The sequence below is a fragment of the Cellulomonas taurus genome (assembly GCF_012931845.1).
GTDB lineage: Bacteria > Actinomycetota > Actinomycetes > Actinomycetales > Cellulomonadaceae > Cellulomonas > Cellulomonas taurus.
Window position 1 is genome coordinate 803,290 of record NZ_CP051884.1, and the last position, 24,124, is coordinate 827,413.

The 24,124-nt window shown below is 72.5% G+C and carries 23 protein-coding genes; 8 read left to right on the forward strand and 15 right to left on the reverse strand.

Going from position 1 to position 24,124, the window contains the following annotated elements; genetic code table 11:
- Window positions 1-3 precede the first annotated feature (3 nt).
- The 3 genes from HGK68_RS03685 to HGK68_RS03695 are packed head-to-tail and all read right to left on the reverse strand — an operon-like array spanning window position 4 to window position 2,335.
- Complete coding sequence (locus HGK68_RS03685; protein WP_169164739.1) at window positions 4-222, reverse strand: acyl-CoA carboxylase subunit epsilon; 219 nt, start codon at window positions 220-222, stop codon at window positions 4-6.
- Window positions 219-743, reverse strand: a complete 525-nt coding sequence (locus HGK68_RS03690) for a hypothetical protein (RefSeq protein ID WP_169164740.1) — start codon at window positions 741-743, stop codon at window positions 219-221. The genes HGK68_RS03685 and HGK68_RS03690 overlap by 4 nt, the downstream gene beginning before the upstream one ends.
- Window positions 740-2,335 carry an acyl-CoA carboxylase subunit beta gene (locus HGK68_RS03695; RefSeq protein WP_169166930.1) on the reverse strand — a complete coding sequence of 532 codons (1,596 nt, stop codon included), beginning with the start codon at window positions 2,333-2,335 and terminating at the stop codon, window positions 740-742. The genes HGK68_RS03690 and HGK68_RS03695 overlap by 4 nt, the downstream gene beginning before the upstream one ends.
- Before the next feature lie 114 nt (window positions 2,336-2,449).
- On the opposite strand from HGK68_RS03695, the gene HGK68_RS03700 reads away from it, so the two are divergent.
- From HGK68_RS03700 to HGK68_RS03710, 3 genes are read left to right on the forward strand one after another with little or no spacing between them, the layout of a single operon-like run.
- Window positions 2,450-3,286 carry a biotin--[acetyl-CoA-carboxylase] ligase gene (locus tag HGK68_RS03700; protein ID WP_169164741.1) on the forward strand — a complete coding sequence of 279 codons (837 nt, stop codon included), beginning with the start codon at window positions 2,450-2,452 and terminating at the stop codon, window positions 3,284-3,286.
- Window positions 3,283-4,341 (forward strand): adenylate/guanylate cyclase domain-containing protein, encoded by a 1,059-nt coding sequence (locus HGK68_RS03705; protein WP_169164742.1) that lies wholly within the window; start codon window positions 3,283-3,285, stop codon window positions 4,339-4,341. Before HGK68_RS03700 ends, HGK68_RS03705 begins: the two co-directional genes overlap by 4 nt.
- A gap of 21 nt (window positions 4,342-4,362) precedes the next feature.
- Window positions 4,363-5,592 (forward strand): multidrug effflux MFS transporter, encoded by a 1,230-nt coding sequence (locus HGK68_RS03710; protein ID WP_169164743.1) that lies wholly within the window; start codon window positions 4,363-4,365, stop codon window positions 5,590-5,592.
- Between the two features lie 40 nt (window positions 5,593-5,632).
- On the opposite strand, the gene HGK68_RS03715 is transcribed toward HGK68_RS03710, so the two are convergent.
- The 8 genes from HGK68_RS03715 to HGK68_RS03750 form a co-directional block, all read right to left on the reverse strand.
- On the reverse strand, window positions 5,633-6,061 hold the full coding sequence (locus HGK68_RS03715) for a GNAT family N-acetyltransferase (protein ID WP_169164744.1): 429 nt from the start codon (window positions 6,059-6,061) through the stop codon (window positions 5,633-5,635).
- On the reverse strand, window positions 6,058-7,287 hold the full coding sequence (locus tag HGK68_RS03720) for a pyridoxal phosphate-dependent aminotransferase (RefSeq protein ID WP_169164745.1): 1,230 nt from the start codon (window positions 7,285-7,287) through the stop codon (window positions 6,058-6,060). Before HGK68_RS03720 ends, HGK68_RS03715 begins: the two co-directional genes overlap by 4 nt.
- A 19-nt stretch (window positions 7,288-7,306) precedes the next feature.
- A complete protein-coding gene (locus HGK68_RS03725; protein WP_169164746.1) occupies window positions 7,307-7,426 on the reverse strand; it encodes a molybdopterin oxidoreductase in 120 nt (39 codons plus the stop codon).
- 55 nt (window positions 7,427-7,481) lie between these two features.
- Complete coding sequence (locus HGK68_RS03730) at window positions 7,482-7,964, reverse strand: hypothetical protein (RefSeq protein ID WP_169164747.1); 483 nt, start codon at window positions 7,962-7,964, stop codon at window positions 7,482-7,484.
- Between the two features lie 120 nt (window positions 7,965-8,084).
- Window positions 8,085-10,757, reverse strand: coding sequence for a bifunctional acetaldehyde-CoA/alcohol dehydrogenase (gene adhE, locus HGK68_RS03735; protein WP_246260560.1), 2,673 nt, complete (start codon window positions 10,755-10,757; stop codon window positions 8,085-8,087).
- Between the two features lie 155 nt (window positions 10,758-10,912).
- Complete coding sequence (locus HGK68_RS03740; RefSeq protein WP_169164749.1) at window positions 10,913-12,553, reverse strand: Na+/H+ antiporter; 1,641 nt, start codon at window positions 12,551-12,553, stop codon at window positions 10,913-10,915.
- A gap of 42 nt (window positions 12,554-12,595) precedes the next feature.
- Window positions 12,596-15,103, reverse strand: a complete 2,508-nt coding sequence (locus tag HGK68_RS03745; protein WP_169164750.1) for a glycoside hydrolase family 65 protein — start codon at window positions 15,101-15,103, stop codon at window positions 12,596-12,598.
- The gene (locus HGK68_RS03750) at window positions 15,100-15,810 is read right to left on the reverse strand and encodes an HAD family hydrolase (protein ID WP_169164751.1); all 711 of its coding nucleotides are present in this window, start codon (window positions 15,808-15,810) and stop codon (window positions 15,100-15,102) included. The genes HGK68_RS03745 and HGK68_RS03750 overlap by 4 nt, the downstream gene beginning before the upstream one ends.
- A gap of 167 nt (window positions 15,811-15,977) precedes the next feature.
- On the opposite strand from HGK68_RS03750, the gene HGK68_RS03755 reads away from it, so the two are divergent.
- Together HGK68_RS03755 and HGK68_RS03760 are read left to right on the forward strand one after the other, a co-directional pair.
- Window positions 15,978-17,207 carry an AGE family epimerase/isomerase gene (locus HGK68_RS03755; RefSeq protein WP_169164752.1) on the forward strand — a complete coding sequence of 410 codons (1,230 nt, stop codon included), beginning with the start codon at window positions 15,978-15,980 and terminating at the stop codon, window positions 17,205-17,207.
- Between the two features lie 78 nt (window positions 17,208-17,285).
- Window positions 17,286-18,461: an SLC13 family permease gene (locus tag HGK68_RS03760; protein ID WP_246260562.1), complete on the forward strand. Its 1,176-nt coding sequence runs from the start codon at window positions 17,286-17,288 to the stop codon at window positions 18,459-18,461.
- Between the two features lie 3 nt (window positions 18,462-18,464).
- Here HGK68_RS03760 and HGK68_RS03765 read toward each other — a convergent pair whose 3' ends face one another.
- On the reverse strand, window positions 18,465-19,058 hold the full coding sequence (locus HGK68_RS03765) for a helix-turn-helix domain-containing protein (protein WP_169164753.1): 594 nt from the start codon (window positions 19,056-19,058) through the stop codon (window positions 18,465-18,467).
- An 87-nt stretch (window positions 19,059-19,145) separates the two neighbouring features.
- On the opposite strand from HGK68_RS03765, the gene HGK68_RS03770 reads away from it, so the two are divergent.
- The 3 genes from HGK68_RS03770 to HGK68_RS03780 all read left to right on the forward strand — a co-directional run bounded on the left by HGK68_RS03770 (window position 19,146) and on the right by HGK68_RS03780 (window position 21,542).
- A complete protein-coding gene (locus HGK68_RS03770; protein ID WP_169164754.1) occupies window positions 19,146-20,663 on the forward strand; it encodes a bifunctional NAD(P)/FAD-dependent oxidoreductase/class I SAM-dependent methyltransferase in 1,518 nt (505 codons plus the stop codon).
- A gap of 12 nt (window positions 20,664-20,675) precedes the next feature.
- The gene (locus tag HGK68_RS03775; protein ID WP_169164755.1) at window positions 20,676-21,149 is read left to right on the forward strand and encodes a heme-degrading domain-containing protein; all 474 of its coding nucleotides are present in this window, start codon (window positions 20,676-20,678) and stop codon (window positions 21,147-21,149) included.
- A 123-nt stretch (window positions 21,150-21,272) separates the two neighbouring features.
- Window positions 21,273-21,542: a DUF7218 family protein gene (locus tag HGK68_RS03780; protein WP_169164756.1), complete on the forward strand. Its 270-nt coding sequence runs from the start codon at window positions 21,273-21,275 to the stop codon at window positions 21,540-21,542.
- A gap of 61 nt (window positions 21,543-21,603) precedes the next feature.
- Here HGK68_RS03780 and aztD read toward each other — a convergent pair whose 3' ends face one another.
- The 3 genes from aztD to HGK68_RS03795 all read right to left on the reverse strand — a co-directional run bounded on the left by aztD (window position 21,604) and on the right by HGK68_RS03795 (window position 24,114).
- On the reverse strand, window positions 21,604-22,902 hold the full coding sequence (aztD, locus tag HGK68_RS03785) for a zinc metallochaperone AztD (RefSeq protein ID WP_169164757.1): 1,299 nt from the start codon (window positions 22,900-22,902) through the stop codon (window positions 21,604-21,606).
- 166 nt (window positions 22,903-23,068) lie between these two features.
- A complete protein-coding gene (locus HGK68_RS03790; RefSeq protein ID WP_169164758.1) occupies window positions 23,069-23,599 on the reverse strand; it encodes a flavin reductase family protein in 531 nt (176 codons plus the stop codon).
- Window positions 23,596-24,114 carry an NADPH-dependent FMN reductase gene (locus HGK68_RS03795; RefSeq protein ID WP_169164759.1) on the reverse strand — a complete coding sequence of 173 codons (519 nt, stop codon included), beginning with the start codon at window positions 24,112-24,114 and terminating at the stop codon, window positions 23,596-23,598. The genes HGK68_RS03790 and HGK68_RS03795 overlap by 4 nt, the downstream gene beginning before the upstream one ends.
- Between the last annotated feature and the right edge of the window lie 10 nt (window positions 24,115-24,124).

Sequence of the window (24,124 nt, forward strand, 5' to 3'; positions counted from 1 at the left end):
ACTTTAACGCCCGCTCCACCGCCAGGCGGTCGGACCCGGCTGCCACCGGCCACGGCCGCCCCGGAGCGAGCGCGACCGGTCCGACCAGGCACTGGGCGTCACCGGCTCCGGCTCCGGATCGGCGCCGCCGGCGCTCGCGGCGACCAGTCCGGCGACCAGGGCGGCGAGTTCGACGTCGTCCGGCGTGCCGCGCACCACGCGCACGTGCGGCAGGTCGGTCATCGGTCGCCGTCCTCGTCGGTGTCGTCGTCCTCGTCGTCGAAGCCCACCGGGCCACCGCGGGCGCTGCCCCACTCCTGGACGGTGAACCCGGCCTCGATCAGCCGCTCGACCAGGTCGGCACCGCCGTCGTCGATCAGCCCGAGGGCCGCCTCCGCGGTCTGGTCGGTCGGCTCCGGCGGCAGCCCGATCACGAAGCCGAGGTGGAACTCGTCCACGGACACCCGGCGGTCGGGGTCGTGCGAGACCGGCTCGTCGCCCTCCCAGATCATCCCGGTCAGCTCCGGGTGCAAGCCGAGCTGCTGGTGCAGCAGGTCGTAGAGCTGGGCGTTCAGCCCACCGACCTCGGTCTCCAGCGCGAGCACCCGGGGGTCCTCGTCCGCCTCGGTGGAGCCGAACTCGGCGCGGACCCCGACGGCGGTGTCCACATAGCTGTGCAGGCGGGCCGCCAGCTGGTCCACCAGGTGGTGGAACTGTGCGGCGTCGACCCCGGACAGCGGGCTCTGGTCGTGGGACTCGGTCACAGCGGGATGTTCCCGTGCTTCTTGGCGGGCAGCTCGGCGCGCTTGGTGCGCAGCAGTCGCAGCGAGCGCACGATCTGCGACCGGGTGTCGGCGGGGGCGATCACCGCGTCCACGTAGCCGCGGTCGGCGGCGTCCCAGGGATTCACGATGGCCTCCTCGTACTCGCTGGTGAGGCGGGCCCGCTCGGCCTCGACGTCACCGCCGGCCTCGGCGACCTGCTTCAGTGCGCCACGCTGGAGGATGTTCACCGCACCACCTGCCCCCATCACGGCGATCTGCGCGGTCGGCCAGGCGAGGTTCACGTCGGCGCCGAGCTGCTTGGACCCCATCACGATGTACGCGCCACCGTACGCCTTGCGGGTGATGACGGTGACCAGCGGGACGGTGGCCTCCGCGTAGGCGTAGATCAGCTTCGCGCCGCGGCGGATGATGCCGTTCCACTCCTGGTCGGTGCCGGGCAGGAAGCCGGGCACGTCGACGAAGGTCAGCACCGGGATGTTGAAGGCGTCGCAGGTGCGCACGAACCGGGCCGCCTTCTCCGCGGCGTCGATGTCCAGGGTCCCGGCCATGGTGAGCGGCTGGTTGGCGACGATGCCGACCGAATGGCCCTCGACCCGGCCGAAGCCGATCAGCACGTTGCGGGCGAACAGCGGCTGCACCTCCAGCAGCTCGCCCTCGTCCAGCACGTGCTCGACCACGGTGCGCATGTCGTAGGGCTGGTTGTCCGAGTCCGGGATCAGGGTGTCCAGTTCCCGGTCGGCGTCGGTGACCTCGGTGGCGTCGTCGGCGTCCTCCACCGGCCAGGCGGGCGGGTCGGAGAGGTTGTTCTGCGGCAGGTAGCCGACCAGCTGGCGCACGTAGTCCAGCGCGTCGTCCTCGTCGTGAGCCAGGTAGTGCGCGACGCCGGACCGGGTGTTGTGGGTGGTCGCGCCGCCCAGTTCCTCGAAGCCGACGTCCTCACCGGTGACGGCGCGGATGACGTCCGGGCCGGTGATGAACATGTTCGAGGTGCCGTCGGCCATCACGATGAAGTCGGTCAGCGCGGGGGAGTAGACGGCGCCGCCCGCCGACGGGCCGAGGATCAGGCTGATCTGCGGGATCACCCCGGAGGCGGCCACGTTCCGGCGGAAGATCTCGGCGAACTGGGTCAGTCCGGCCACGCCCTCCTGGATCCGGGCGCCACCGCCGTCCGAGATGCCGATCAGCGGGACCCCGGTGCGGAGCGCCAGGTCCATCACCTTGGTGATCTTCTGGCCGTGCACCTCGCCCAGGCTGCCGCCGAAGACGGTGAAGTCCTGGGAGTAGACGGCGACCGGCCGACCGTCGACGGTGCCGTGGCCGACGACCACGCCGTCGCCGGGGATCCGCTTGGCGTCCAGGCCGAAGTTCGTCGACCGGTGCCGCACGAAGGCGTCGATCTCGGTGAACGACCCCGGGTCGAGCAGCGACTCGATCCGCTCCCGGGCGGTGCGCTTGCCCCGGGCGTGCTGCTTGGCGGCGGCGGTCTCCTCCGGCTCGGTCACCGCCCGGCGCTGTCGGTCGGCGAGGTCGGCCAGCTTGGCGGCGGTGCCGCGTGGCACGGGGTGCGTCATGGGCGCGGTGGGCTCGGTCACCCGCACGAGAGTAGTTCGACCTCGGTCGTCGGTCAGTGCGTTCCCGATGCAGGGCTGACCGGACCGACCTGTGGGATTGCCACAATGAGCAGCATGACCGGGTCGCCTGCCACGCGCACACCACTGGACACCGCCGCGCTGACCGCGCGGCTGGCACCGACGATCACCGGCGGCCTCGTGCTGCGGGACGAGGCCGGGTCGACCAACACCGAGCTGCGCGAGCTGCTGCGCGACCGACCGTGGACCGGGCCGGTGTTGCTGAGCGTCGAACACCAGCAGGCGGGACGCGGGCGGGCCGGGCACGGCTGGCAGACCCCGCGCGGTGCGGCGCTGACCCTCTCCCTCGCGGTGCGGCCGGAGCGCGAGCGCGCCGACTGGGGTTGGTTGCCGCTGCTCACCGGGTTGGCGGTGGCCCGCGGCATCGAGGAGGTGGCCGGATTGCGGGCGGGGATCAAGTGGCCGAACGACGTCCTGCTGCCCGCCACGGAGTCGGTGCCGGGCTGGGGGCCGTGGCGCAAGGCGGTCGGCATCCTGACCGAGGCGGCCGGGGACGCGCTGATCGTCGGGATCGGGATCAATGTCGACCAGGACACCGCCGAGCTGCCGGTGCCGCACGCCGGGTCGCTGCGCACGGCGGGCGTCGTCGGCGTGGACCGCACGGCCCTGCTGATCGCGGTCGTCCAGCAGGTGATGTCCCTGGTCGCCGCGCCCCGCGACCCGGCTGCCGAGCATCAGGTGCGCGAGCGCTGCGTGACCCTGGGCCTGGAGATCGAGGCCGAGCGGCCCGGGGGTGATCGGCTCACCGGCCGCGCCACCGGGATCGCCGCCGACGGCTCCCTGCTGGTGGAGACCCCGACCGGCACCGCGTCGCTCAGCGCGGGTGACCTGCGTCACGTCCGCCCGCGCGGTGAACTAGGCTCCACCGCGTGACCGACGCTACGACCTCCACCCAACGGGCCGCTCGGCTGGATGCCGCGTTGCTCGGGGGCCAGCGCACCCTCACCCTGCGTGACCTGGCCGAGCGCTCCGGTGTCGAGCTGGACCTGGTCCGGCTGTACTGGCGCACCCTGGGGCTGCCGCACCCCGACGCCGACGACGTGGCGTTCACCGACGCCGACGCCGAGGCGGTGGAGCGCACGATGGCGCTGCTGCGGGACGGCAAGGTCGATCAGCACACGATGATCTCCCTGACCCGTGCGCTGGGGCACACCGGCGACCGGCTCGCGCTGTGGCAGGTCGAGGCGCTGGTCGAGGACATGGCGACCCGGCGCGGGCTGGACGACCCGGCGGCCCGGCGCGCGGTGCTGGACGAGCTGGACGAGCTGGCCCCGGTGCTGGTGGATCAGCTGGTGCACTCCTACCGCCGACAGCTGGCGTCGATCGCGAGCCGGTACGCGGTGGAGTTCGCCGACGGCGGGACGGGGGAGACCGATCCGACCGCGCTGCCGCTGGCCCGGGCGGTCGGCTTCGCGGACATGGTGTCCTTCACCCGGCGCACCGCCGGGCTCGGGTCCACCGACCTGTCGGACTTCGTGCAGCGCTTCGAGACGGTGGTCCGGGACGTGGTGACGGCGACCGGCGGGCGGGTGGTGAAGACCATCGGCGACGCGGTGCTGTTCGTGGCCGACGACATCCGCACCGGCGCCACGGTGGCGACCGAACTGGCCCGGGTGCTCGGCGGTGACCTGGACGTGGAGCGGGAGCGGGCGGTCGGCGGTCTGGCCGAGGGTGCTCGCGGTGTCACGCCGGTCCGGGTGAGCGTGGTGTGGGGCCGGGTGCTCTCCCGGTTCGGTGACGTGTTCGGGCCGTCGGTGAACGTGGCGGCGCGGCTGACCGACATCGCCGAACCGTCCACGGTGCTGACGGACCCGGCGACCGCGCGGCTGCTGGCGGGCGAGCCGGGGATGCGGCTCACCGAGCTGCCGGAGCGCGAGCTGGCGGGCATCGGCCGGATGGCACCGGTCCGGGTCGAATCGATTCGCTGACCCCCTGGACGCCGTGGGACCATGGCGGACGAGATGAACTCCCACACCCCCGTCAGTCGGAACACCGCCAAGTACGTCCTCATGCTCGGTGTGATGACCGCCCTCCCGGCGATCTCCACCGACATCTACCTGCCCTCCCTGCCGGATGTGGCCCGCGACCTGCACACCAGCGGGACGATGGCGCAGCTCACCATCACCTGCATGATGGTCGGCGGCGCGGTCGGCCAGCTGGTGGTCGGCCCGCTGTCCGACCGCTTCGGCCGCCGGCTCCCGGTGCTGGTCGGGGTGGCGCTGCACGTGCTGACCTCGGTGCTGTGCGCGATCTCCCCGGCGATCGTGCCGCTGATCGTGCTCCGGGCGGCCCAGGGCTTCTTCAACGCCTCGGCCACGGTGGTCGCGATGGCGGTGATCCGGGACCGGTTCGTCGGGCCGGACGCCTCCCGGCTGCTGTCCCGGCTGATGTTGGTGATCGGGGTGGCGCCGCTGTTCGCCCCCTCGGTCGGCGGGCTGATCGCCGGGCAGTGGGGATGGCGGGCGGTCTTCGGCGCGCTCGCGCTCTACGGCGTGGTGCTGTGGTTCGTCGTGCTGGCCCGGCTGCCGGAGACCCTGCCGGCCGAGCGCCGGATCGGGTCGGTGGGCGGTGCCTGGCGCGGCTACCGGGTGCTGGTCCGGGACCGGCACTTCGTGGCGCTGGCCGTGATGCCCGGCCTGGGCCAGGCGGTGCTGATGAGCTACGTGGTCGGATCGCCGTTCGTGCTGCGCGAGGGCTTCGACCTGAGCGCCAACCAGTTCGCGCTGATCTTCGCGGTGAACGGGCTGGGCCTGGTCGGTGGCGCGCAGATCAACGCGGCCCTGGTGCGCAAGGTCGCGCCGATCCGGATCATCCGCGCGGCGCTGCCCGCCTGCGTCGCCCTCACGGCGGTGCTGCTCGCCCTGGTGCTGACGGACGTCGGCGGGCTGTTCGGCCTGCTGGCGGTGCTGTTCCTGCTGCTGACGGTGCTGAACTTCATCCCGCCGAACGCCTCGGCGATCGCGCTGTCCCGGCACGGTGAGCGCGCCGGGACCGCTGCCGCCTTCATCGGTGCCTGCCAGGCGGGGGTGGCCGGTCTGGTCAGCCCGCTGGTCGGTCTGCTCGGTGAGGACGCCCCGGCGATGGGCACGGTGATGTTCGGCGCGGCGGTCACCGCGCTGTTGGTGCTCGCGCTGGCGACCCCGGCGTACCGGCGGGGCGGCTGGTCGCACGCGGTCTAGCGCGACCGCCCGGCGTGCGCCTCGGGTCGCCTGGTGCCGGTCAGTCCAGCGGCAAGACGAAGTGGTGCGAGGAGATGTGCAGCCGCTCGCGCAGGTAGAACCGGTGGGCGTCGAACCGCTGGACGCCGGAGTCCAGGTCGAGGCGGGTGCAGCCGAGCGCGCGGCCACGACGGGCGAGCTCACCGAGCAGCGCCGAGCCGTAACCGCGGGACCGGGCGTCGGCGGCCGTGCTGAGGTCGTCGACGTAGAGCTTGCGCAGGGCGTGCGTGTTCGCCAGCACCCGCCACCCGGCCACCGCGCGCACCGCCCCGTCGTCGACCGCGGCGGTGAAGCGCAACCCCTGCGGCGTGCCCTCGGCCAGCACCTGCTCCAGCTGCTCGGCGGTCAGCTCCGGCCGCAGCTCCTGCAACACCGGCAGCGCCTCGGACCACAGCGGGTGCCCGGCGGGGAGGTCGACGAAGGTGGTCATGGCCGCAACTCTGCCAGGCGACGCACCGCCTCGTGCAGCACCGCCTCCTGCTTGACGTAGGTGAACCGCACCGCCGACCGGAGCAGGCCGGGGGCCCGGGTGAACGCGCTGACCGGGACGCCGACCACCCCGGCGCGCTCCGGCAGCTCCCGGCTGAACACCGCGGCGTCGTCCACCCCGAGCGGGGCGGCGTCGGCGATCACGAAGTAGGTGCCCCGGGCCGGGACCACGGTGAACCCGGCATCCGCGAGTCCGGCGCTGAGCAGGTCACGGCGGGCCGCCAACGACGCGGTCAGGCCGGCGATCCAGCCGGAATCCGGATCGGTGAGCGTCTCCAGGGCGAGGGCGTGCGCGATCGCGGGCTGGAAGGGGGCGCCGGTGGTGAAGGTGAGGAACTGCTTGACGGTCCGCACGGCGTCGACCAGGGCCGCCGGTCCGGTGAGCCAGCCGATCTTCCACCCGGTGAAGGAGAACGTCTTGCCCGCCGAGGACACGGTCAGCGTGCGCTCGGCGGCTCCGGGCAGGGTCGCGACCGGGATGTGCCGCAGTCCGTCGTAGACCAGGTGCTCGTAGACCTCGTCGGTGAGGATCAGCGCGTCGTGCCGGTGCGCGGCCGCGACCACCCGACGCAGTTCCTCGGCGGTCAGGACGGCGCCGGTCGGATTGTGCGGGGTGTTCACCAGGATGATCCGGGTGCGGTCGGTGACCGCGGCGTCCAGCTCGTCCGGGTCCAGGCGGAACCCGTCCGCGGTCGCCCGCAACGGCACCGTGGTGTGCCGGGCACCGGCCAGCGCGATCACCGCGGCGTAGGAGTCGTAGAACGGCTCGAGGGTGAGCACCTCGTCACCCGGTCCGGCCAGCGCGAGGATGCTCGCCGCCAGCGCCTCGGTGGCACCGGTGGTGATCAGCACCTCGCGGTCCGGGTCGACATGCAGGCCGTAGTGCCGCTCCTGGTGCGAGGCGACCGCCGCGCGCAGCTCCGGGATGCCGGGGCCGGGCGGGTACTGGTTGGCCCCGGCGGCGATCGCCTCGGCGGCCACCCGCTTGACCGACTCCGGGCCGTCCACATCCGGGAAGCCCTGGCCGAGGTTGATCGCCCCGGTGCGGGCGGCGAGGGCGGACATCTCGGCGAAGATCGTGGCGCGGGGCGTGCCGTCGTCGCCGAGCAGGCCGGTGGCGTGGGCGACGTCGCGCCAGCGCCCGGAGGGCAGGTCGTGGGTGCTCATCCCCGCCGAGGGTAGCCGGTCACAGCCCCGCGGCCGCGAGCAGTCCGATCAGCACCAGGATCAGGATCGACGACCACGCGCACACCACCCACCAGGCGGCGTGCTGCCGCTTGCGGAGGGTGGTGCGATGGGTCGCCATACCCCACGGATCGGCAGGACGGTGCCGAGCGACAAGGATTCCGCGCGGGCGATTCTCAGTTCTGCGCCGACTGCACGTCCCCGGCGACCTGTTCCAGCTTGTCGGAGAGCGCCTGCAGGGCCTCGGCGGTCGCGCCGTCCACCGATCCGGCGGCGGCGTCCAGCGCGCTGCGAGCCTCCTCCAGGTCGGTCTGGGCCTGGGCGAGCTGGTCCTGGGCGGCGGCGGAACCATCGGCCGCGGCGGCGTCCACGGCGGCATCGGCCTCGTCCAGGGCGGTCCCGGCGCGGGTCACCGCGTCCTGGGCGGCGGCGGTGGTGCCGCTGACCCGCTCCCGGGCGTCGTTGAGGGTGGCACCGGCGTCGTCGATGGCGGCGGCCGCCCGGTCGGCGAGCTCACCGAGCTGATCCACGGTGGCACCGGCGGATTCGACGGCCGACTGGGCCTGGTCCACGGCGTCCCGGGCCTCGGCGCAGCCCACCAGGAGCAGGCCGGCCAGCGGCAGGACGGTCAGGGCGAGGGCGGCAGGGGTGCGTCGCATGGCGTCAGTGTGACATCCCGCCCTGGGCAGGACCTGGGACGCAGCAGTGCCCCGTCCGCTTGCCGCAGCGGACGGGGCACTGGTCGTCGGGTCACCGTGGGCGACCCGTGGTCGGACGACTCACTCGGCGGCGGGGGCCACCTTGCGGGCCTTCACCTCCTCGACCGAGGTGCCGTAGTACGCGGCGGTCATGATGTCCTTCATGTCCTCGCGCATCGGCATCCGCGGGTTGGCCGGGGCGCACTGGTCCTCGTAGGCACCCATCGCCACCTCGTCCAGGCGGGACAGGAAGTCCTGCTCGTCCACGCCCTGGGCCTGGAAGGAGTTCGGGATGCCGACCTTGGCCCGCAGCGCCTCGATGGCCAGGGCGTAGGACTCGACGCCCTGCTCCGGGGTCTCGGCCGGCAGGCCCAGCATCTGGGCGATCTGCTGGAACCGCTCCGGGGCGACGTAGTGCTCGTACTTCGGCCAGCTGGTGAGCTTGGTCGGGATCTGGCCGTTGTACCGGATCACGTGCGGCAGCAGGGTCGCGTTGGTCCGGCCGTGCACCAGGTGGAAGGTGGAGCCGATCACGTGGGCCATCGCGTGCACGATCCCGAGGAACGCGTTGCCGAAGGCCATCCCGGCGATGGTGCCGGCGTTGTGCATCTTCTCCCGGGCCGCCTTGGTCTCCGGGTCGGCCGGGTCGCCGTTCACCGACTGGGCCAGGTTGTCGAAGATCAGCCGGATCGCCTGCAGCGCCATGCCGTCGGTGAAGTCGTTGGCGTAGACCGCGACGAATGCCTCGGTGGCGTGGGTCAGGGCGTCGAAGCCGGAGTCCGCCGCCAGCGAGCGCGGCATCTTCGAGGTGAGCACCGGGTCGATGATCGCCACGGTCGGGGTCAGGGCGTAGTCGGCCAGCGGGTACTTCTTGCCCGCCTCCGGGTCGGAGATCACCGCGAACGGGGTGACCTCGGCGCCGGTGCCCGAGGTGGTCGGGATGCAGACCAGCTTGGCCAGGTCACCGAGCACCGGGAACTTGAACGCCCGCTTGCGGACGTCGAAGAACTTCTGCTTGAGGTCGCTGAACACGATCTCCGGGTGCTCGTACAGCAGCCACATCACCTTGGCGGCGTCCATCGGGGAGCCACCGCCGAGGGCGATGATCGTGTCCGGGCGGAAGTGCCGCATCTGGGCGGCGCCTGCCTGCACGGTCTGCACGGAGGGCTCCGGCTCGACCTGGTCGATGATCTGGACCGAGACCTTGTTGGACCGGCGGTTCAGCACGTCGAGCACCTTGTCGACGAAGCCGAGGGTGGTCATCGTGGAGTCGGTGACGATGGTGACGCGCTCGACGTCGGCCATGTCGGAGAGGTAACGGATCGCGTTCGGCTCGAAGTACGTCTTGGCCGGGACCTTGAACCACTGCAAGTTGTTGTTCCTCCGGCCCACTCGCTTGATGTTCACCAGGTTGATCGCCGACACGTTGTTCGACACCGAGTTGTGGCCGTAGGAGCCGCAGCCCAGGGTCAGCGACGGGATGAAGGCGTTGTAGATGTCGCCGATGCCGCCCAGCGACGACGGGGCGTTGCAGATCACGCGGATCGCCTTGACCCGGCGGCCGTACTCGACGGTCAGGGCCTCGTCCTGGGTGTGGATCGCGGCCGAGTGACCCAGGCCGTCGAACTCGACCATCTGCTCGGCGAGCTGGATGCCCTGCTCGGTGCTGGTGGCGCGCAGCACGGCGAGCACCGGGCACAGCTTCTCCCGGGTGAGCGGCTCGTGCGGGCCGACCCCGGTGACCTCGGCCAGGATGATCGAGGTGTCGGCCGGGACGGTGAAGCCCGCCTGCTCGGCGATCCACTGCGGGGACTTGCCGACCACGGTCGGGTTCAGCTTGGCGTCGGCGCAGTTCTTGCCCTTGGCCTCGACCCCGAAGATGAACTTCTCCAGCAGCGCCTTCTCCTTCTTGGAGACCCGGTAGGCGTGCAGCACGGCGAACTCGGCCAGTGCGGTGTCGTAGATCTCGTCGTCGATGATGACGGCCTGCTCGGAGGCGCAGATCATGCCGTTGTCGAAGGACTTGCTCAGCACCACGTCGTTGACGGCGCGCTTCAGCTTGGCCGACTTCTCGATGTAGGCCGGGACGTTGCCGGCGCCGACACCCAGGGCGGGCTTGCCGCAGGAGTACGCCGCCTTCACCATCGCGTTGCCGCCGGTGGCCAGGATGGTGGAGACCCCGGGGTGGTTCATCAGGGTGCTGGTGGCCTCCATCGACGGCGCCTCGACCCACTGGATGCAGTGCTCGGGGGCGCCGGCGGCGATCGCCGCGTCCCGGACGACCTTCGCCGCCGCCACCGACGACTGCTGCGCGTTCGGGTGGAAGGCGAAGATGATCGGGTTGCGGGTCTTCAGCGCGATCAGCGACTTGAAGATCGCGGTGGAGGTCGGGTTGGTCACCGGGGTCATGGCGCAGATGACGCCGACCGGCTCGGCGATCTCGGTGATGCCGTTGATCTCGTCCTCGTTGATCACGCCGACGGTCTTGAGGGCGGACATCGAGTTGGTGACGTGCTCGCAGGCGAAGATGTTCTTGACGGCCTTGTCCTCGAAGACGCCGCGTCCGGTCTCCTGGACGGCGAGCTCGGCGAGGTGGCCGTGCTGGTCGAGGGCGGCGACGGCTGCCTTCTTCACCAGGCGGTCGACGTCCTCCTGAGTGAAACGTGCGTACTCCGCCAGTGCCTTGGTGGCGCCTGCGACCAGCTGGTCGATGGCAGCGGCGACGCCGGTGTCAGTGCTCGTGGTGGTGGTCACGCGGGACTCCCGGGTGTATCCGATGGAATGGGGTGAGGGCGACGGTGACCTCGTGAGAACGAGACTACGTGACTGCATTCACAAAGTCTGGGTCACACGTCCCACGGACCTTGGGCCCGGGCGCGCTGTCCGGTTCGGGCGCTATGCGCAGACGGCTAGATCCGGTTGATCGGCGCGGCGTCCAGTGATTCGTCCTCCAGGTCCAGTTCGCGCAGCACCTGGCGGATCACCACCTCGTCGACGTGCCCGGCGTCGCGCTCCTCGATCAGCACCGCGCGCTGGGCGGCGACCACGTCCCGGCGCAGGTCCTGCAGGGCTCGGCTGCGGTCGGTGCTGACCTTGGCCAGATCCTCGTCGCTGGCGATCGTCGGGTCGAGCATCACGACGGTGGCCCGCTCACGGCGGGCGATGCCCTCGGCCAGCCCCCGGGTCAGCACGGTGGCGCGGGCGGCCCCGAGGGTCGGTTCCCACCGGCGGCGCCGCTCCTCGATCACCTGCTGGGCGGCGCGGCCGGTGGCCATCCGCAGCTGGGCCTCCTGGGCACGGTCCCGGACGGCGTCCTCGGACCGCACCCCGAGCAGCCGGATCAGCCAGGGCAGGCTCAGGCCCTGCAGCAGCAGGGTGCCGATCGCGATGCTGTAGGCGACCAGCTGCAGGGTCGCCCGGTCGGGGAAGTCCGTGGCATCGGCGACGGCGGGGATCGCCGCGGCCGCGGCCAGGGTGACCACCCCGCGCATCCCGGCCCAGGACACCACCGCGGACTCCTTCACCGAGAGCGAGTCCGAGGTCTCCCGGTGTGATCCGGGCAGGCGCAGGTTGTCCACCCAGGTGGTGGCGAAGACGTACAGCGGCCGGACCAGGAGCACGGTGCCGAACACCGCGACGGCCAGTACCAGGGCGGGGCGCAGGCCCTCGTTCGACGCGCGCACGTCGGCGATCAGCCAGGGCAGCTGCACCCCGATCAGGGCGAAGGTGAAGGACTCCAGCAGCAGGTCCAGGGTCTCCCAGATCGGGTCCTGCACCAGCCGGGTCGCGTACCCGGCGCGCGGGGCGGTGTGGCCGAGGTAGAGCCCGGCGGCGACCACCGCCAGGACGCCGGAGCCCCCCAGGTGCTCGGCGCCCCAGTAGCAGGCGAACGGGGTGAGCAGCGCGACCGTGGACGACACCACCGAGTCGTCGAAGCGCAGCCGCAGGGCGTGCACCACCCCGCCGATCACCAGGCCGAGCGAGACGCCGACCAGCACCGCCAGCGCGAAGGTCTCCAGCCCGGCCGACCAGGCCCAGGCGCCGGAGGCGACCCCGGCCAGCGCCACCTTGTACAGGGTGAGCGAGGTGGCGTCGTTGATCAGGCTCTCGCCGGACAGCACCGTCATCAGCCGACGCGGCAGACCCAGCTTGCGTCCCACCGCCGTCGCGGCCACCGCATCCGGCGGGGCGACCACGGCGCCGAGCACCAGGGCGGCGGCGAACGGCAGTTCCGGCACCAGTGCCCAGGCGACGAAGGCGACCGCCACCGCCGACACCACTACCAGGCCGACCCCGAGCCGGACGATCGAGTTCAGCGACCGCCGCATGTCCTGGTACGACGACGACCGGGCCGCCGAGAACAGCAGCGGCGGCAGGACGAACTCCAGGATCAGCTCGGGGTCGATGTCGTACTCGGGCACGCCGGGGATCGCCGAGACCACCAGACCGGCAGCGACCAGCACCAGGGGCGCGGGCCACCCCTTGCGACGGCAGATCGCGGTGATCATGACGGCCCCGGCGATCAGGGCGAAGATCTGGGCGCGGTCCATCGGCCGACTGTAGGCCGACGGGGCTGTGCTCAGGCTGAGGCGTCAGCTCCCCGGCGGTGTGACGGCGATGGCCGGGTGGTCCGGCACGCTGGCGGTGATGACCGTGCCGTCGGCGCGGCGGCTGCCCTCGATGTCCCGCACCGTCGGCGTGCCGATCAGGCGCGGGGCCGGTGCCAGGGCGATGGTGACCGGCTCGCCGGCGCGGACGGTGACCGGACGGTCCCGCACCACGAGGTTCGCCTGGTCGCCGTCCTCCACGGTGAGCCGCAGCTCGGTGTGCCGGACGTCGACCCGCACCCGGGTGCCGCGGATCGTGATCCGGAAGGTCAACCCGTCCCACACCTCGGGCAGTCGCGGGTCGAGGGAGATGACGCCGCCATGGTCCCGCATGCCGCCGAAGCCGCAGGCCAGTGCGCTCCACACCCCACCCAGAGAGGCGACGTGCACCCCGTCCGAGGTGTTGTGGTGCAGGTCGGCCAGGTCCACGTAGGCGGCCGAGGTGAAGTACCGCAGCGCGAGCTCCTGGTAGCCGACCTCGGAGGCGATGATCGACTGGACGACCGCTGACAGCGTGGAGTCACCGGTGGTCAGCGGGTCGTAGTAGTCGAAGTCGGCCAGCTTCTGCTCCGCGGTGAACTGGTCGCCCTGGAGGAAGAGCGCCAGCACGACGTCGGCCTGCTTGAGCACTTGGAACCGGTAGATCACCAGCGGGTGGTAGTAGAGCAGCAGCGGGCGCTTGGACGGGTCGGTGTTCGCCAGGTCCCACAGTTCCTTCTCCAGGAACTGGGCGTCCTGCGGGTGGATGCCGAGCCGGTCGTCGAAGGGGATCGCCATCCGCTCGGCGGCCCGGGCGAACTCGTCCAGCTCGTCCTGGGTCAGGTGCAGCCGCTCCATCAGCGCCGCGTGCGAGCCCGGGTCGTCCTGGGCCAGCCGGGTCACCGCGTCCACGGCGGCGCGCAGGTTCGCCCGGGCCATCACGTTGGTGAACAGGTTGTCGTTCACCACGGTGGTGTACTCGTCCGGGCCGGTCACGCCGTGGATGTGGAAGCTGCTGTCACCGTTGTGCCCGCGCCAGAAGCCCAGATCGGCCCACATCCGCGCGGTCTCCACCAGGATGTCGACCGCCTCGCGGGCCAGGAAGCCCTCGTCCCCGGTCGCGGCGACGTACTGCTTGACGGCATGGGCGATGTCCGCGTCGATGTGGTACTGCGCGGTCCCGGCGGCGTAGTAGGCGCTGGCCTCCTCGCCGTTGATCGTCCGCCACGGGAACAGCGCGCCGTTCTGGTTCAGCTCGGCGGCCCGCTTCCGGGCGTCGTCCAGCATCGTGTACCGGAACCGCAGGGCGTTCCGGGCGATCCGCGGCGAGGTGTAGGTCAGGAACGGCAGGACGTAGATCTCGGTGTCCCAGAAGTAGTGACCCGAATAGCCGGAACCGGTCAGGCCCTTGGCCGGGATGCCGTTGCCCTCGGCGCGGGCGGTGGCCTGCGCGATCTGGAACAGGTTCCACCGGACCGCCTGCTGCAGCTCGGGCTGACCGGGCACCTCGACGTCGCTGCGCGCCCAGAAGTCGTCCAGCCAGCACCGCTGCTCGGCGAACTGCTGCTCGATGCCCTCGGCCTGCACCCGGTCCAGGGTGCGACGGCAGCGGTCGACCAGCTCCTTCGCCGGGACGCCCCGCGAGGAGTGGTAGGTCACCGCCTTGGTGATGGTGACGGTCTGCCCCTGCTTGGCGTCGATCCGGTAGACGTGCTTGGCCAGGTCCTCCTCCACCATCGTCCGCTCCTCGAAGGAGTTCTCGGTCTCGATGGTGTGATCGGCGGCCACGGCGAGGGTCATGCCGGAGTCGGCGACCCGGTAGCCCAGCACGTAGCGACCGTCCTTGGCCCAGTGCAGGCTCGGCACCAGCACCCGGTCGGCGAGCGTCTCGGCCTTGCGCGGGTCGAAGCCCTCACCCATCGCGGCGGCGCGCACGTGGTACTCGTCCTGGCCGTCCTGCCGGTTGAGCATCTGGCTGGAGACCACGATCGGGGCGTCGGCGTCCAGCAGGGTGACCTCGTAGGTCATCACCGCCAGGTGCCGTTCGGTGAAGGAGACCATGCGGCGGCTGCGCACCCGGACCGTCTTGCCCGAGGGGGTCTGCCAGATCAGCTCACGCCGCAGCACCCCGTCCCGGAAGTCCAGGGTGCGCTCGTACTGGTGCAGGTCGGCGACGGTGAGCAGCAGCGGCTCGTCGTCGACGTACAGCCGCAGGACCTTGGCGTCCGGCACGTTGACGATGGTCTGGCCCACCCGGGCGAAGCCGTAGGCCTCCTCGGCGTGCCGGATCGGCCAGGTCTCGTGGAAGCCGTTGATGAAGGTGCCGTGGGCGAAGGAGTCGCGGCCCTCCTCGACGTTGCCGCGCATGCCGAGGTACCCGTTGGCCACCGCGAACAGGGTCTCGGTGCGGCCCAGGTCGCCGGCGTCGTAACGGGTCTCGCGCAGGCCCCAGGCATCCGGCGGGAACCGGTGCCGATCGATGGGGTCGGGGGTGAACAGGGAGGAGGGGTTCACAGGGAGGTGCTTCCTTCGAGCAGTTCGGCCAGGTCGTCGACCACCAGGTCGGCGCCGTGTGCGATCAGGGTCTCGGCCCCGGCGCCCCGGTCCACTCCGACCACCAGGCCGAAGTCGCCGGCCCGGCCGGAGGCGACCCCGGACTCCGCGTCCTCGACCACGACGGCCTGGGCGGCCGGCACGCCGAGCTGGGCGGCGGCATCCAGGTAGGTGTCGGGGGCGGGCTTGCCGGGCAGGTGCCGTGCGGCGGCGACCAGGCCGTCGACCACCACCGGGAACCGGTCGGTCAGACCGGCGGCTGCCAGCACCGGCACCGCGTTGCGGGAGGAGGACACCACGGCGACCCGTCGGCCGTCGGCGATCAGCGCGTCCACCAGGGCGACCGAGCCCGGGTACGGGGTCACGCCCTCGGTGCGCAGCACCTCGGTGAACACCGCGTTCTTCCGGTTGCCCAGACCGCACACGGTCTCCGCCTCCGGAGCGTCGGTCGGGTCGCCCCAGGGCAGGTCGATGCCTCGGCTGGTCAGCAGGCTGCGCACCCCGTCGTACCGGGGCTTGCCGTCGATGAACGCGAAGTAGTCGGCGTCGGAGTAGGGGGCGACGCCGTGCTGGTCGAGCACCGGGGTGAACAACCGGGCCCAGGCATGCATGTGCACGACGGCGGTCGGGGTCAGCACACCGTCCAGGTCGAACAGGACGGCGGTCATGCCGTCGAGGGTGCTGCTCGGGCGCGCGGTGGTAGGGGACACGATGCTCCAGGGCGGGTCACGGGCAGGGGGGCGAGAGCACCGGTCGAGCCGGTGGTATCACCAGTCTGGCGGCTGCGTCGGCGCTGTCAACGTGGCGAAACGCTCACCGGACTAGGGTGAACGCCATGACGTGGCTGACGGCGCCCGCGCATCATCGCTGGCTGGAGTCCGAGACCGACCGGTTGCTCGCCTTCGGGCGTGGGGCCGCCGACCCCGCCGGAGGTTTCACCCGGCTCGACGACGACGGGTCGCCGCAGGGCGGTCCGGCCGAGCTGTGGATCACCTGTCGGATGACCCATGTGTATGCCCTCGGCACCCTGCTCGGTCGGCCCGGCTGCGCGCCGCTGGTCGACCACGGGCTGGCAGCGCTCACCGGACTGTTCCGGGACGCCGAGCACGGCGGCTGGTTCACCGAGGCGGGGCCGGACGGGCCGACGGACGACGCCAAGGGCGCGTACCCGCACGCCTTCGTGGTGCTGGCATCGGCCTCGGCGACCGCGGCCGGGCGGCCCGGTGCGGCGGAGCTGCTGCGCGAGGCGCTCACCGTCTCCGAGCAGCGGTTCTGGGACGAGGAGGCCGGGATGGTCGTCGAGTCCTGGGACCGGTCGTTCAGCACCCTCGACCCCTACCGCGGGGTGAACGCCACCATGCACACCGTGGAGGCGTACCTGGCGGCCGCCGACGTGACCGGCGAGCGGATCTGGCTGGACCGGGCCGTCCGGATGATCACCCGGGTGGTGCACGACTTCGCGCGCGGGAACTCCTGGCGGATCCCCGAGCACTTCGACACCGACTGGAACGCCGACCTGGAGTACAACGCCGACACCCCGGCACACCCGTTCCGGCCCTACGGCGCCACCATCGGGCACTGGCTGGAGTGGGCCCGGCTCACCCTGCACGCCCGCGCGGCGATCACCGCTGCCGGGGTGGTCGCGCCGGCCTGGATGCTGGACGACGCGATCGCGCTGTTCGACGCCGCCGTGCGCGAGGGCTGGGACGTCGACGGCGCGCCGGGCTTCGTGTACACCGTGGACTGGTCCGGGCAGCCGGTGGTGCGCGAGCGGATGCACTGGGTGGTCGCTGAGGGGATCGCCGCTGCGGCCGCGCTGCACGCCGCCACCGGGGACGCGCGCTTCGAGCGGTGGTACGCCACCTGGTGGGACTACGCGGAGGAGTTCCTGATCGACCGGGTCGGCGGGTCCTGGTGGCACGAGCTGGGCACCGACAACCGGGTGTCCCGGACCGTATGGGCGGGCAAGGCGGACCTGTACCACGCGGTGCAGGCGACGCTGATCCCGCGGCTGCCGCTGACGCCGGTGCTGGCGCCGGCGCTGGAGCGGGGGTTGCTGGACTGACGGGCGCGCCCGGGCGATCCCGGGTGAACGACAGTCGGTCGGTGCGCCGGTCCCGGGCGACGGCCCTACAGTCGGCGGGTGCTGAGTGTGTTGCGTCGGGTGCCCTGGTGGGCGGTGGCCGTGGTCGTGGCGGCCGGGTTGCTGGTCAGTGGGCTGCTGCCGGGGTCGGACGCGGAGGCGCTCGCGGGGCGGGTGCTGCCGGTGCTGGGCTTCGTGGCGGCGCTGACGATCGTCGCCGAGTGCTGCGCGGTGGCGGGGCTGTTCGATGCGGCGACCGACGGTGCGGCGCGGTTGGCCCGGGGGCGACGCTGGGCGCTGTGGGCGCTGCTGGTGCTGGTGGCGGTCGCCTCGACGGTGGTGTTGTCGTTGGACACGACGGCGGTGCTGCTGACCCCGTTGGCGATCCGGGCCGGGCGCCGGGTGGGCGGTGGCGACGAGCGGACGGCGGTGTTCTACGCCCTGACCGTGGTGGCGCTGGCGAACACGGCGTCGCTGCTGCTGCCGGTGTCGAACCTGACCAATCTGCTGGCCGATCACCGGTTCGCGGCGGCGGGGGTGAGCTACCTCGGGGTGATGTGGCTGCCGGCGCTGGTGGTGGTCGCGGTGACCGTGGTGGTGTTGGCGGTCCGGGGCCGGGACCGGTTGCGCGGCGGGTTCGAGGCCGGGGAGCGGTACGTGCCGCCGGACCGGGTGCTGCTGGGTGTGACGGCGGCGGTGGTCGGCGTGATGGCGGTCGGCTTCGTCGCCGGGCTGCCGGTGTGGGCGGTGGCCGGGATCGCGGCGGTGGCGCTGCTGGTGGTGGGTGCCTGGCGGCGCGGCGGGCTGCCGACCCCGGTCGGACAGCTGGTGCCGTGGCGGATGCTGCTGGTGGTCGGCGGGCTGTTCGTCGCGGTGGAGACGGCGCAGGTGCGCGGGCTGGGTGACTGGGTGGCGGGGCTGGCGCCGGACGGGACCGGCACCGGGCCGCTGCTGGTGCTGGCGGGGCTGGCGACCGGGGCGGCGAACCTGCTGAACAACCTGCCGGGCTACCTGGTGGTGGAACCGGCGGCGGGCGGCGATCCGACCCGGTTGGCGGCGGTGCTGATCGGGGTGGGGGCCGGGCCGTTGCTCACCCCGTGGGCGTCGCTGGCGACGGTGCTGTGGTGGCAGCGGTGCCGTCGGATGCTGACCCATGTGCCGGTGCGCGGGCTGCTGGTGCAAGGGCTGTGGCTGGCGCCGCTGTGCGTGCTGGCCGGGGTGCTGGTGCTCGGCTGAGCCCTAGGCGCTCGGCTTCTTGGGTCGGGCGCGGACGTGCATCCGCTCGCCCTGCGGGCCGAACAGGGCGAGGGTCTCGGTCGGGGTGGTGAGCGCGTTGTCGATCAGGTGCGGAGTGCGGGTGTCGAATTCGGCGACCTCACCGGGGCCGAGCGTGATGTCGTGGTCGCCGAGCCGCAGCCGGATCGCGCCGGAGAGCACGTAGAGCCATTCATACCCCTCGTGCACCCGCAGCTCCCGCGGCGGTGCGGCCGGGTCGGCGCCGGGCATGATCATCTTGTACGCCTGCACCCCGCCCGGGCGGCGGGTGAGCGGCAGGAACGTGACGCCGTGCCGCACGGTGGGGCGTGGATGGACCCGCGGGTCGCCGGTGTCGGCGTCGGGCACCAGGTCGTCGAGCGGGACCTGGTGGGCGCGGGCCAGGGGAAGCAGCAGCTCCAGGGTGGGTCGGCGCTGCCCCGACTCCAGCCGGGACAGCGTGCTGACCGAGATGCCGGTGGTCGCGGACAGGTCGGCCAGGGTCGCGCCCGCGCTCTGCCGGAGGGCGCGCAGCCGGGGGCCGACCCCGTCCAGGATCGGGGTGTCGTCGTCGGTCACCCGCCCAGTTTGCCGAACCGGCAACAGATGTTGTCAAGCGGACGCTTCGGGCGGGACGCTCCAGGTCCACGACGAACGGAGCGAGAGATGCACGAGGTGGACGTCCTGGTGATCGGGGGCGGCGCGGCCGGGCTGAGCGGTGCGCTGACCCTGGGGCGGGCCCGACGGTCGGTGCTGGTGGTGGACGCCGGGGAACCGCGCAACGCCCCGGCGGCGCACATGCACGGCTTCCTGGGGCACGACGGGCTGCCCCCGGCCGACCTGCTGGCGCGCGGTCGCGCCGAGGTCGAGGGCTACGGGGTGCGGCTGCATCACGGGCGGGTGACGGCGGCTGTGCCAGAGGGCAACGGCTTCCTCGCCACCCTGGACGGCGGGGCCGAGGTCCGGGCTCGCCGGGTGCTGGTCGCCACCGGGCTGGTCGACGAGCTGCCGGAGGTCGACGGCTTGCGCGCTCGCTGGGGCCGGGACGTGGTGCACTGCCCGTACTGCCACGGCTGGGAGGTGCGCGACCGGCGGATCGTGCTGCTCGGCTCGATGCACCAGGCACTGCTCTGGCGGAACTGGACCGCCGCGCTGACCTGGGTCACCCCGACCACCCCCGAGGCCGACGACCGGGCGAAGCTCGCGGCGCTGGGGATCACCGTCGTCGAGGATGCCCCGGCCGAGGTGCTGGTCGAGGCGGATGCGGTCACCGGGATCCGGTTGGCCTCCGGTCGGGTGCTGGAGGCCGAGGTGATCGCCACCGGTGCGCCGATGCGCCCGCGTCTGGACGGACTCGACGGGCTGGGACTGGTCGCCGAGGAGGGGCCGTTCCCCGGATCGAGCTTCCTGCCGACCGGTGATCGCGGCCAGACGGTGGTGCCGGGGGTGCGTGCGGCGGGCAACGTGACCGACCTCAGTGCGCAGGTGGTGGTCGCGGCAGCCGAAGGGCAGATGGCCGCGGCGATGCTGAACATGGAGCTGATCGAGGAGGACACCACCCGCGCGATGCACCGTCCGCCCACCGGCCGGGACTACTGGGAGGACCGGTACGCCGGAACCGAGCGGGTCTGGTCCGGGCGGCCGAACCGGGTGCTGGAGACCGAGGCGGCGACCCTGACCCCGGGAACCGCCGCGGACATCGGTGCCGGCGAGGGCGGGGACGCGGTGTGGCTGGCGACGCGCGGCTGGGACGTGACGGCGGTCGACATCGCGCAGGGCGCCCTGGACAAGGTGGCGGCGCTCGCGGCCGAGCAGGGCGTGGCGGTCCGCACCGAGCGCGCCGATGTCGGGGAATGGGACGACGGACGGCGCTACGACCTGGTGACCTCGCACTTCCTGCACCCGGAGCCCGGTATCCGGGACGACCTGTTCCGCCGGATGGCCGCGGCGGTGGCACCGGGGGGCACGCTGCTGATCGTCGGCCATCACCCGCACGACCGGCACCTGCGGGACGGCCTGGGCGCTCTGGAGGACTGGTTCGTCACCGCGGAGCAGGTGGCGGCGCTGCTGGATCCGGACGAGTGGCAGATCGAGGTCGCCGAGTCACGGCCCCGGACGGAGGAGCACGCGGGCCGTCAGCACGAGGTGGCCGATGCCGTGCTGCGGGCGCGCCGCCGGGGCTGACATGCTGGCGGGATGAGCGAGGACCTGAGCCGCCTGGTGGCGGAGGTGGAAGCACAGGAGCGCGAGCTGCGGTTCGCGACCTTCACGAATGACGACGCCTGGGAGCTGGGCTGCCTGCTGGTCGCCCTCGCCGCCGGGCGGCAGCTGGCGGTCACGGTGGACATCCGCCGCGGCCGTCAGCAGCTGTTCCACGCCGCACGGCCGGGCACGACCCCGGACAACGACAGCTGGATCGAGCGCAAGACCCGGGTGGTGGAACGCTTCGGCACCTCCTCCTTCCTGGCCGGTCTCCGGCACCGGGCGGCGGGGACCACCTTCGCGGAGAAGCAGGGGCTGTCGGTGCAGGAGTACGCGGCGCACGGCGGGGCGTTCCCGGTGCACGTCGAGGGGGTCGGCGTCGTCGGCGTGGTCACGGTCTCTGGGCTGCCGCAGGCGGAGGACCACGCGCTGGTGGTGGAGGCGGTCCGCCGGTTCCTGGACGGCTGAGCCGTTCCCGACGGGTGTCCCGCCCGGACGGGTGTGCTGCCAGGACGGTGGGCTGCCCGCGCCGGGATGCGAGGCGCCGCGCTCCGGCGCACAGTCGACAGGGACACCCGAAGGAGGCTCACCATGCCGGAACGCGATCCCGGTCCCAGCGTCAAGGACAAGGAGCTCTACGAGGAGCTCCGGGACGAGGGGAACAGCAAGGAGAAGTCGGCCCGGATCGCCAACGCCGCCGCGGCGCGAGGACGCAGCGACGTGGGCAAGAAGGGCGGCGAGTCCGGGTCCTACGACGACTGGACGGTCGACGACCTGCGCAAGCGGGCGGCCGAACTGGACATCGAGGGCCGTTCGGAGATGAAGAAGGACGAGCTGATCGAGGCACTGCGCTCGCACTGAGCGCAACGACGACGGCCCGGCCCCGCGGTGGATGCGGGGTCGGGCCGTCGTCGTGTCGGACTCAGTGCTCGTGGTCCTCGTGGTCGTGGTCCTCGTGGTCGGCCCCGTGCGCGGCGCCCTCGCCGGTGGCGACGGTCAGCTCGTTCGGGGTGACCGACAGGTCGGTGGTGTTCCAGACCTCGCCGGTGAGCACATCGACGGCCAGCAGTCGGTCGTTCGCCGGGTCGGTGATGTAGGCGGTGCCCTCGTGCACCCGGATCGCCGGGCGCGGCTCCTGCCAATTCTCCGGCTCCTCCCACGCGTCCAGCACCGGCATGGATCGGACCAGGGTGCCGGTCTCCGGGTCGATCACGTGCAGGTTGCCGTCGGTGCCGAGCACCAGGGCCTCACCGTCGTCGCCGCGGGCCAGCGAGCGGAAGGTGTAGGAGGACGGCAGGTCGACCAGGGTCAGGGCCGCCGTTCGGGTGTCGATCAGGCTGACCCGGGTCGGGCGCTCCAGCTCGGCGTCCGGGTCGGACTTGTAGTCGCCGAGCACGACCGGGGACTCCTCGGAGCCGGCCTGGTTGCCGATCCGGCCGTAGGCGTCCGGGCTGGTGACCTTGGTGATCTGCCCGTCGGCGACCACCAGGGCGCCGTCCTCGCAGCCGATCACCACGGTCTCCTCGGCGGCCATCGCCTCACCGTGCACGCCGGGGCACTGGTCGTTCACGGCGGTCTCGATGCCGTCGGCGGCCAGCAGTCGGATGCCGGTGCGGGCGTCCTCGTCGCCCTCGGAGACCACGACGCTGCCGTCGTGCAGTTCCACCGCGACGCCGTGGTGCGCCTCGGGGGTGGTGAACTCGCGCCGCTCGGCGTCGGGATCGGCGATCGCCGCGGAGTCGACGACGGTGACCTGGCCGGTGCCGTCGTCGAACAGGGCGGTCCGGCCCTCGTGCACGACGACGTGGCCGGGGGTCTCGGCGCTGTAGGTGAGGTCGGTGAGGGTCGGGTCGGCGGTGAAGAAGTGCGAGTGGTCGCCGTGTGCCTGACCCCAGGTCCCGGCGTCGAGCACCTGGAAGCCTCCCGCGGTGGACACCAGCACGTGCCGACCGTCGCCGGCCGGGTTGACCCGGTTGAAGCCGTCCAGCTCCAGGTCGGCGACCAGGTCCAGGGTGGTGGCGTCGAGGACCTGGATGCCGCCGTCGTAGGTGAGGACCAGGCGCGGCTTGAGGCTGGCCGACTCCTGCGCGGTGGCGGTCGGCTCGGGGGTGGTGGTCGCGGCGGCGGTCGTGGTGTCGTCGGACTGTCCGCAGGCGGCCAGCAGCAGGGCGGCGGTGAGGCCGGCGCCGAGGGCGGCGAAGGGTCGGGTGCGGGTGTTCATGGTTGAGGGCGCGGACGGGCCGCGCCGACTCCTTCCCAGGTGGGTCGATGTGGTGGGAAGGAACTTAGCACGTAATGAGAATCATTCCAGCTAGTCGCCGGCGCGGACTGATCCACCCCTGCGGCGGGTGGCCGCGTTCGCTCATCGGTCGGTGGCCAGTGGCTGGTCAGTCCTGCGGCGTGAGCGCGTAGTACGCCCGATCCCGGTACACCAGCGGCTCGGCCTCCGGGCGGGTGGCATGGTCCAGCGCTCGCACCGAGACCAGGAAGCTGGTGCCCACCGGGGTGCGCTGCACCACCCGTCCCCGCACCCAGGACTGCACGCCGTCCAGCACCGGCTCACCGGTGGGCAGCTGCGACCAGCCACCCTCGGCGAACCTGTCCACCCCCCGGGCGGCGAACCTGCCGGAGAGCGCCGCCTGGTCGTGCGCCAGGAAGCTCACCACCAGGGTCTTCGCCCGGGACAGCGCGGGCCAGGACGAGGAGCCGGAGTCGATGCTGAACGCCAGCAGCGGCGGGGACGCCGAGACCGAGATGACCGAGGTGGCGGTGAAGCCGACCGGACCGGCGTCGTCCAGCAGTGTCACCACGGCGACCCCGGCGGCGTGCTGCCGGAACACCGTCTTGTACTGCTCCGGGGTGAGCTGCGGCTCGTCCTGCTCGATCAGGTCGGCCTCCAGCTGGTGCAGGGTGGTCATCGGATCGCCTCCACGGTCACGGTCCGGCGCAGCGCCGGTTCCTCGGTCGCCCACCAGGCGGCGAGCTGGTCGTCGATGGCGGTCAGCTGTCCGGCGGTGACCACCAGGGAACGGGTGGGCACGATCGCCCCCAGCTCGACCAGCACCGGGCGCAGGTGGGCCTCGCCGACCAGGGCGTGGCCCGGGTCGCCGGGCACCACCAGCGGGACGGCGACGACCCCGGCGAGGCCACGGGGGCCGTAGAGGTCGAGGAACGCCTTGAGCAGTCCGGTGAAGGACGCCTTGTGCACCGGGGTGGCGACGACCAGGACCCCCGCGTCGGCGGCGCTGCGTAGGGCGACGTCGGCACGGGGGTGCTCGGCGGCGAACAAGTCGGCGGCCAGGCCGCTGAGGTCGATCGAGTCGCCCGGTGTCAGGTCGAGGCGGTTGGCGAGGAAGGCGGCGGTGGTGTCGGCGGCACCGGCGGTGCGCGAGCCGGGGCGGGGATTGCCGATCAGGGTGACGACGGTGGTCATGGTTCGGTCC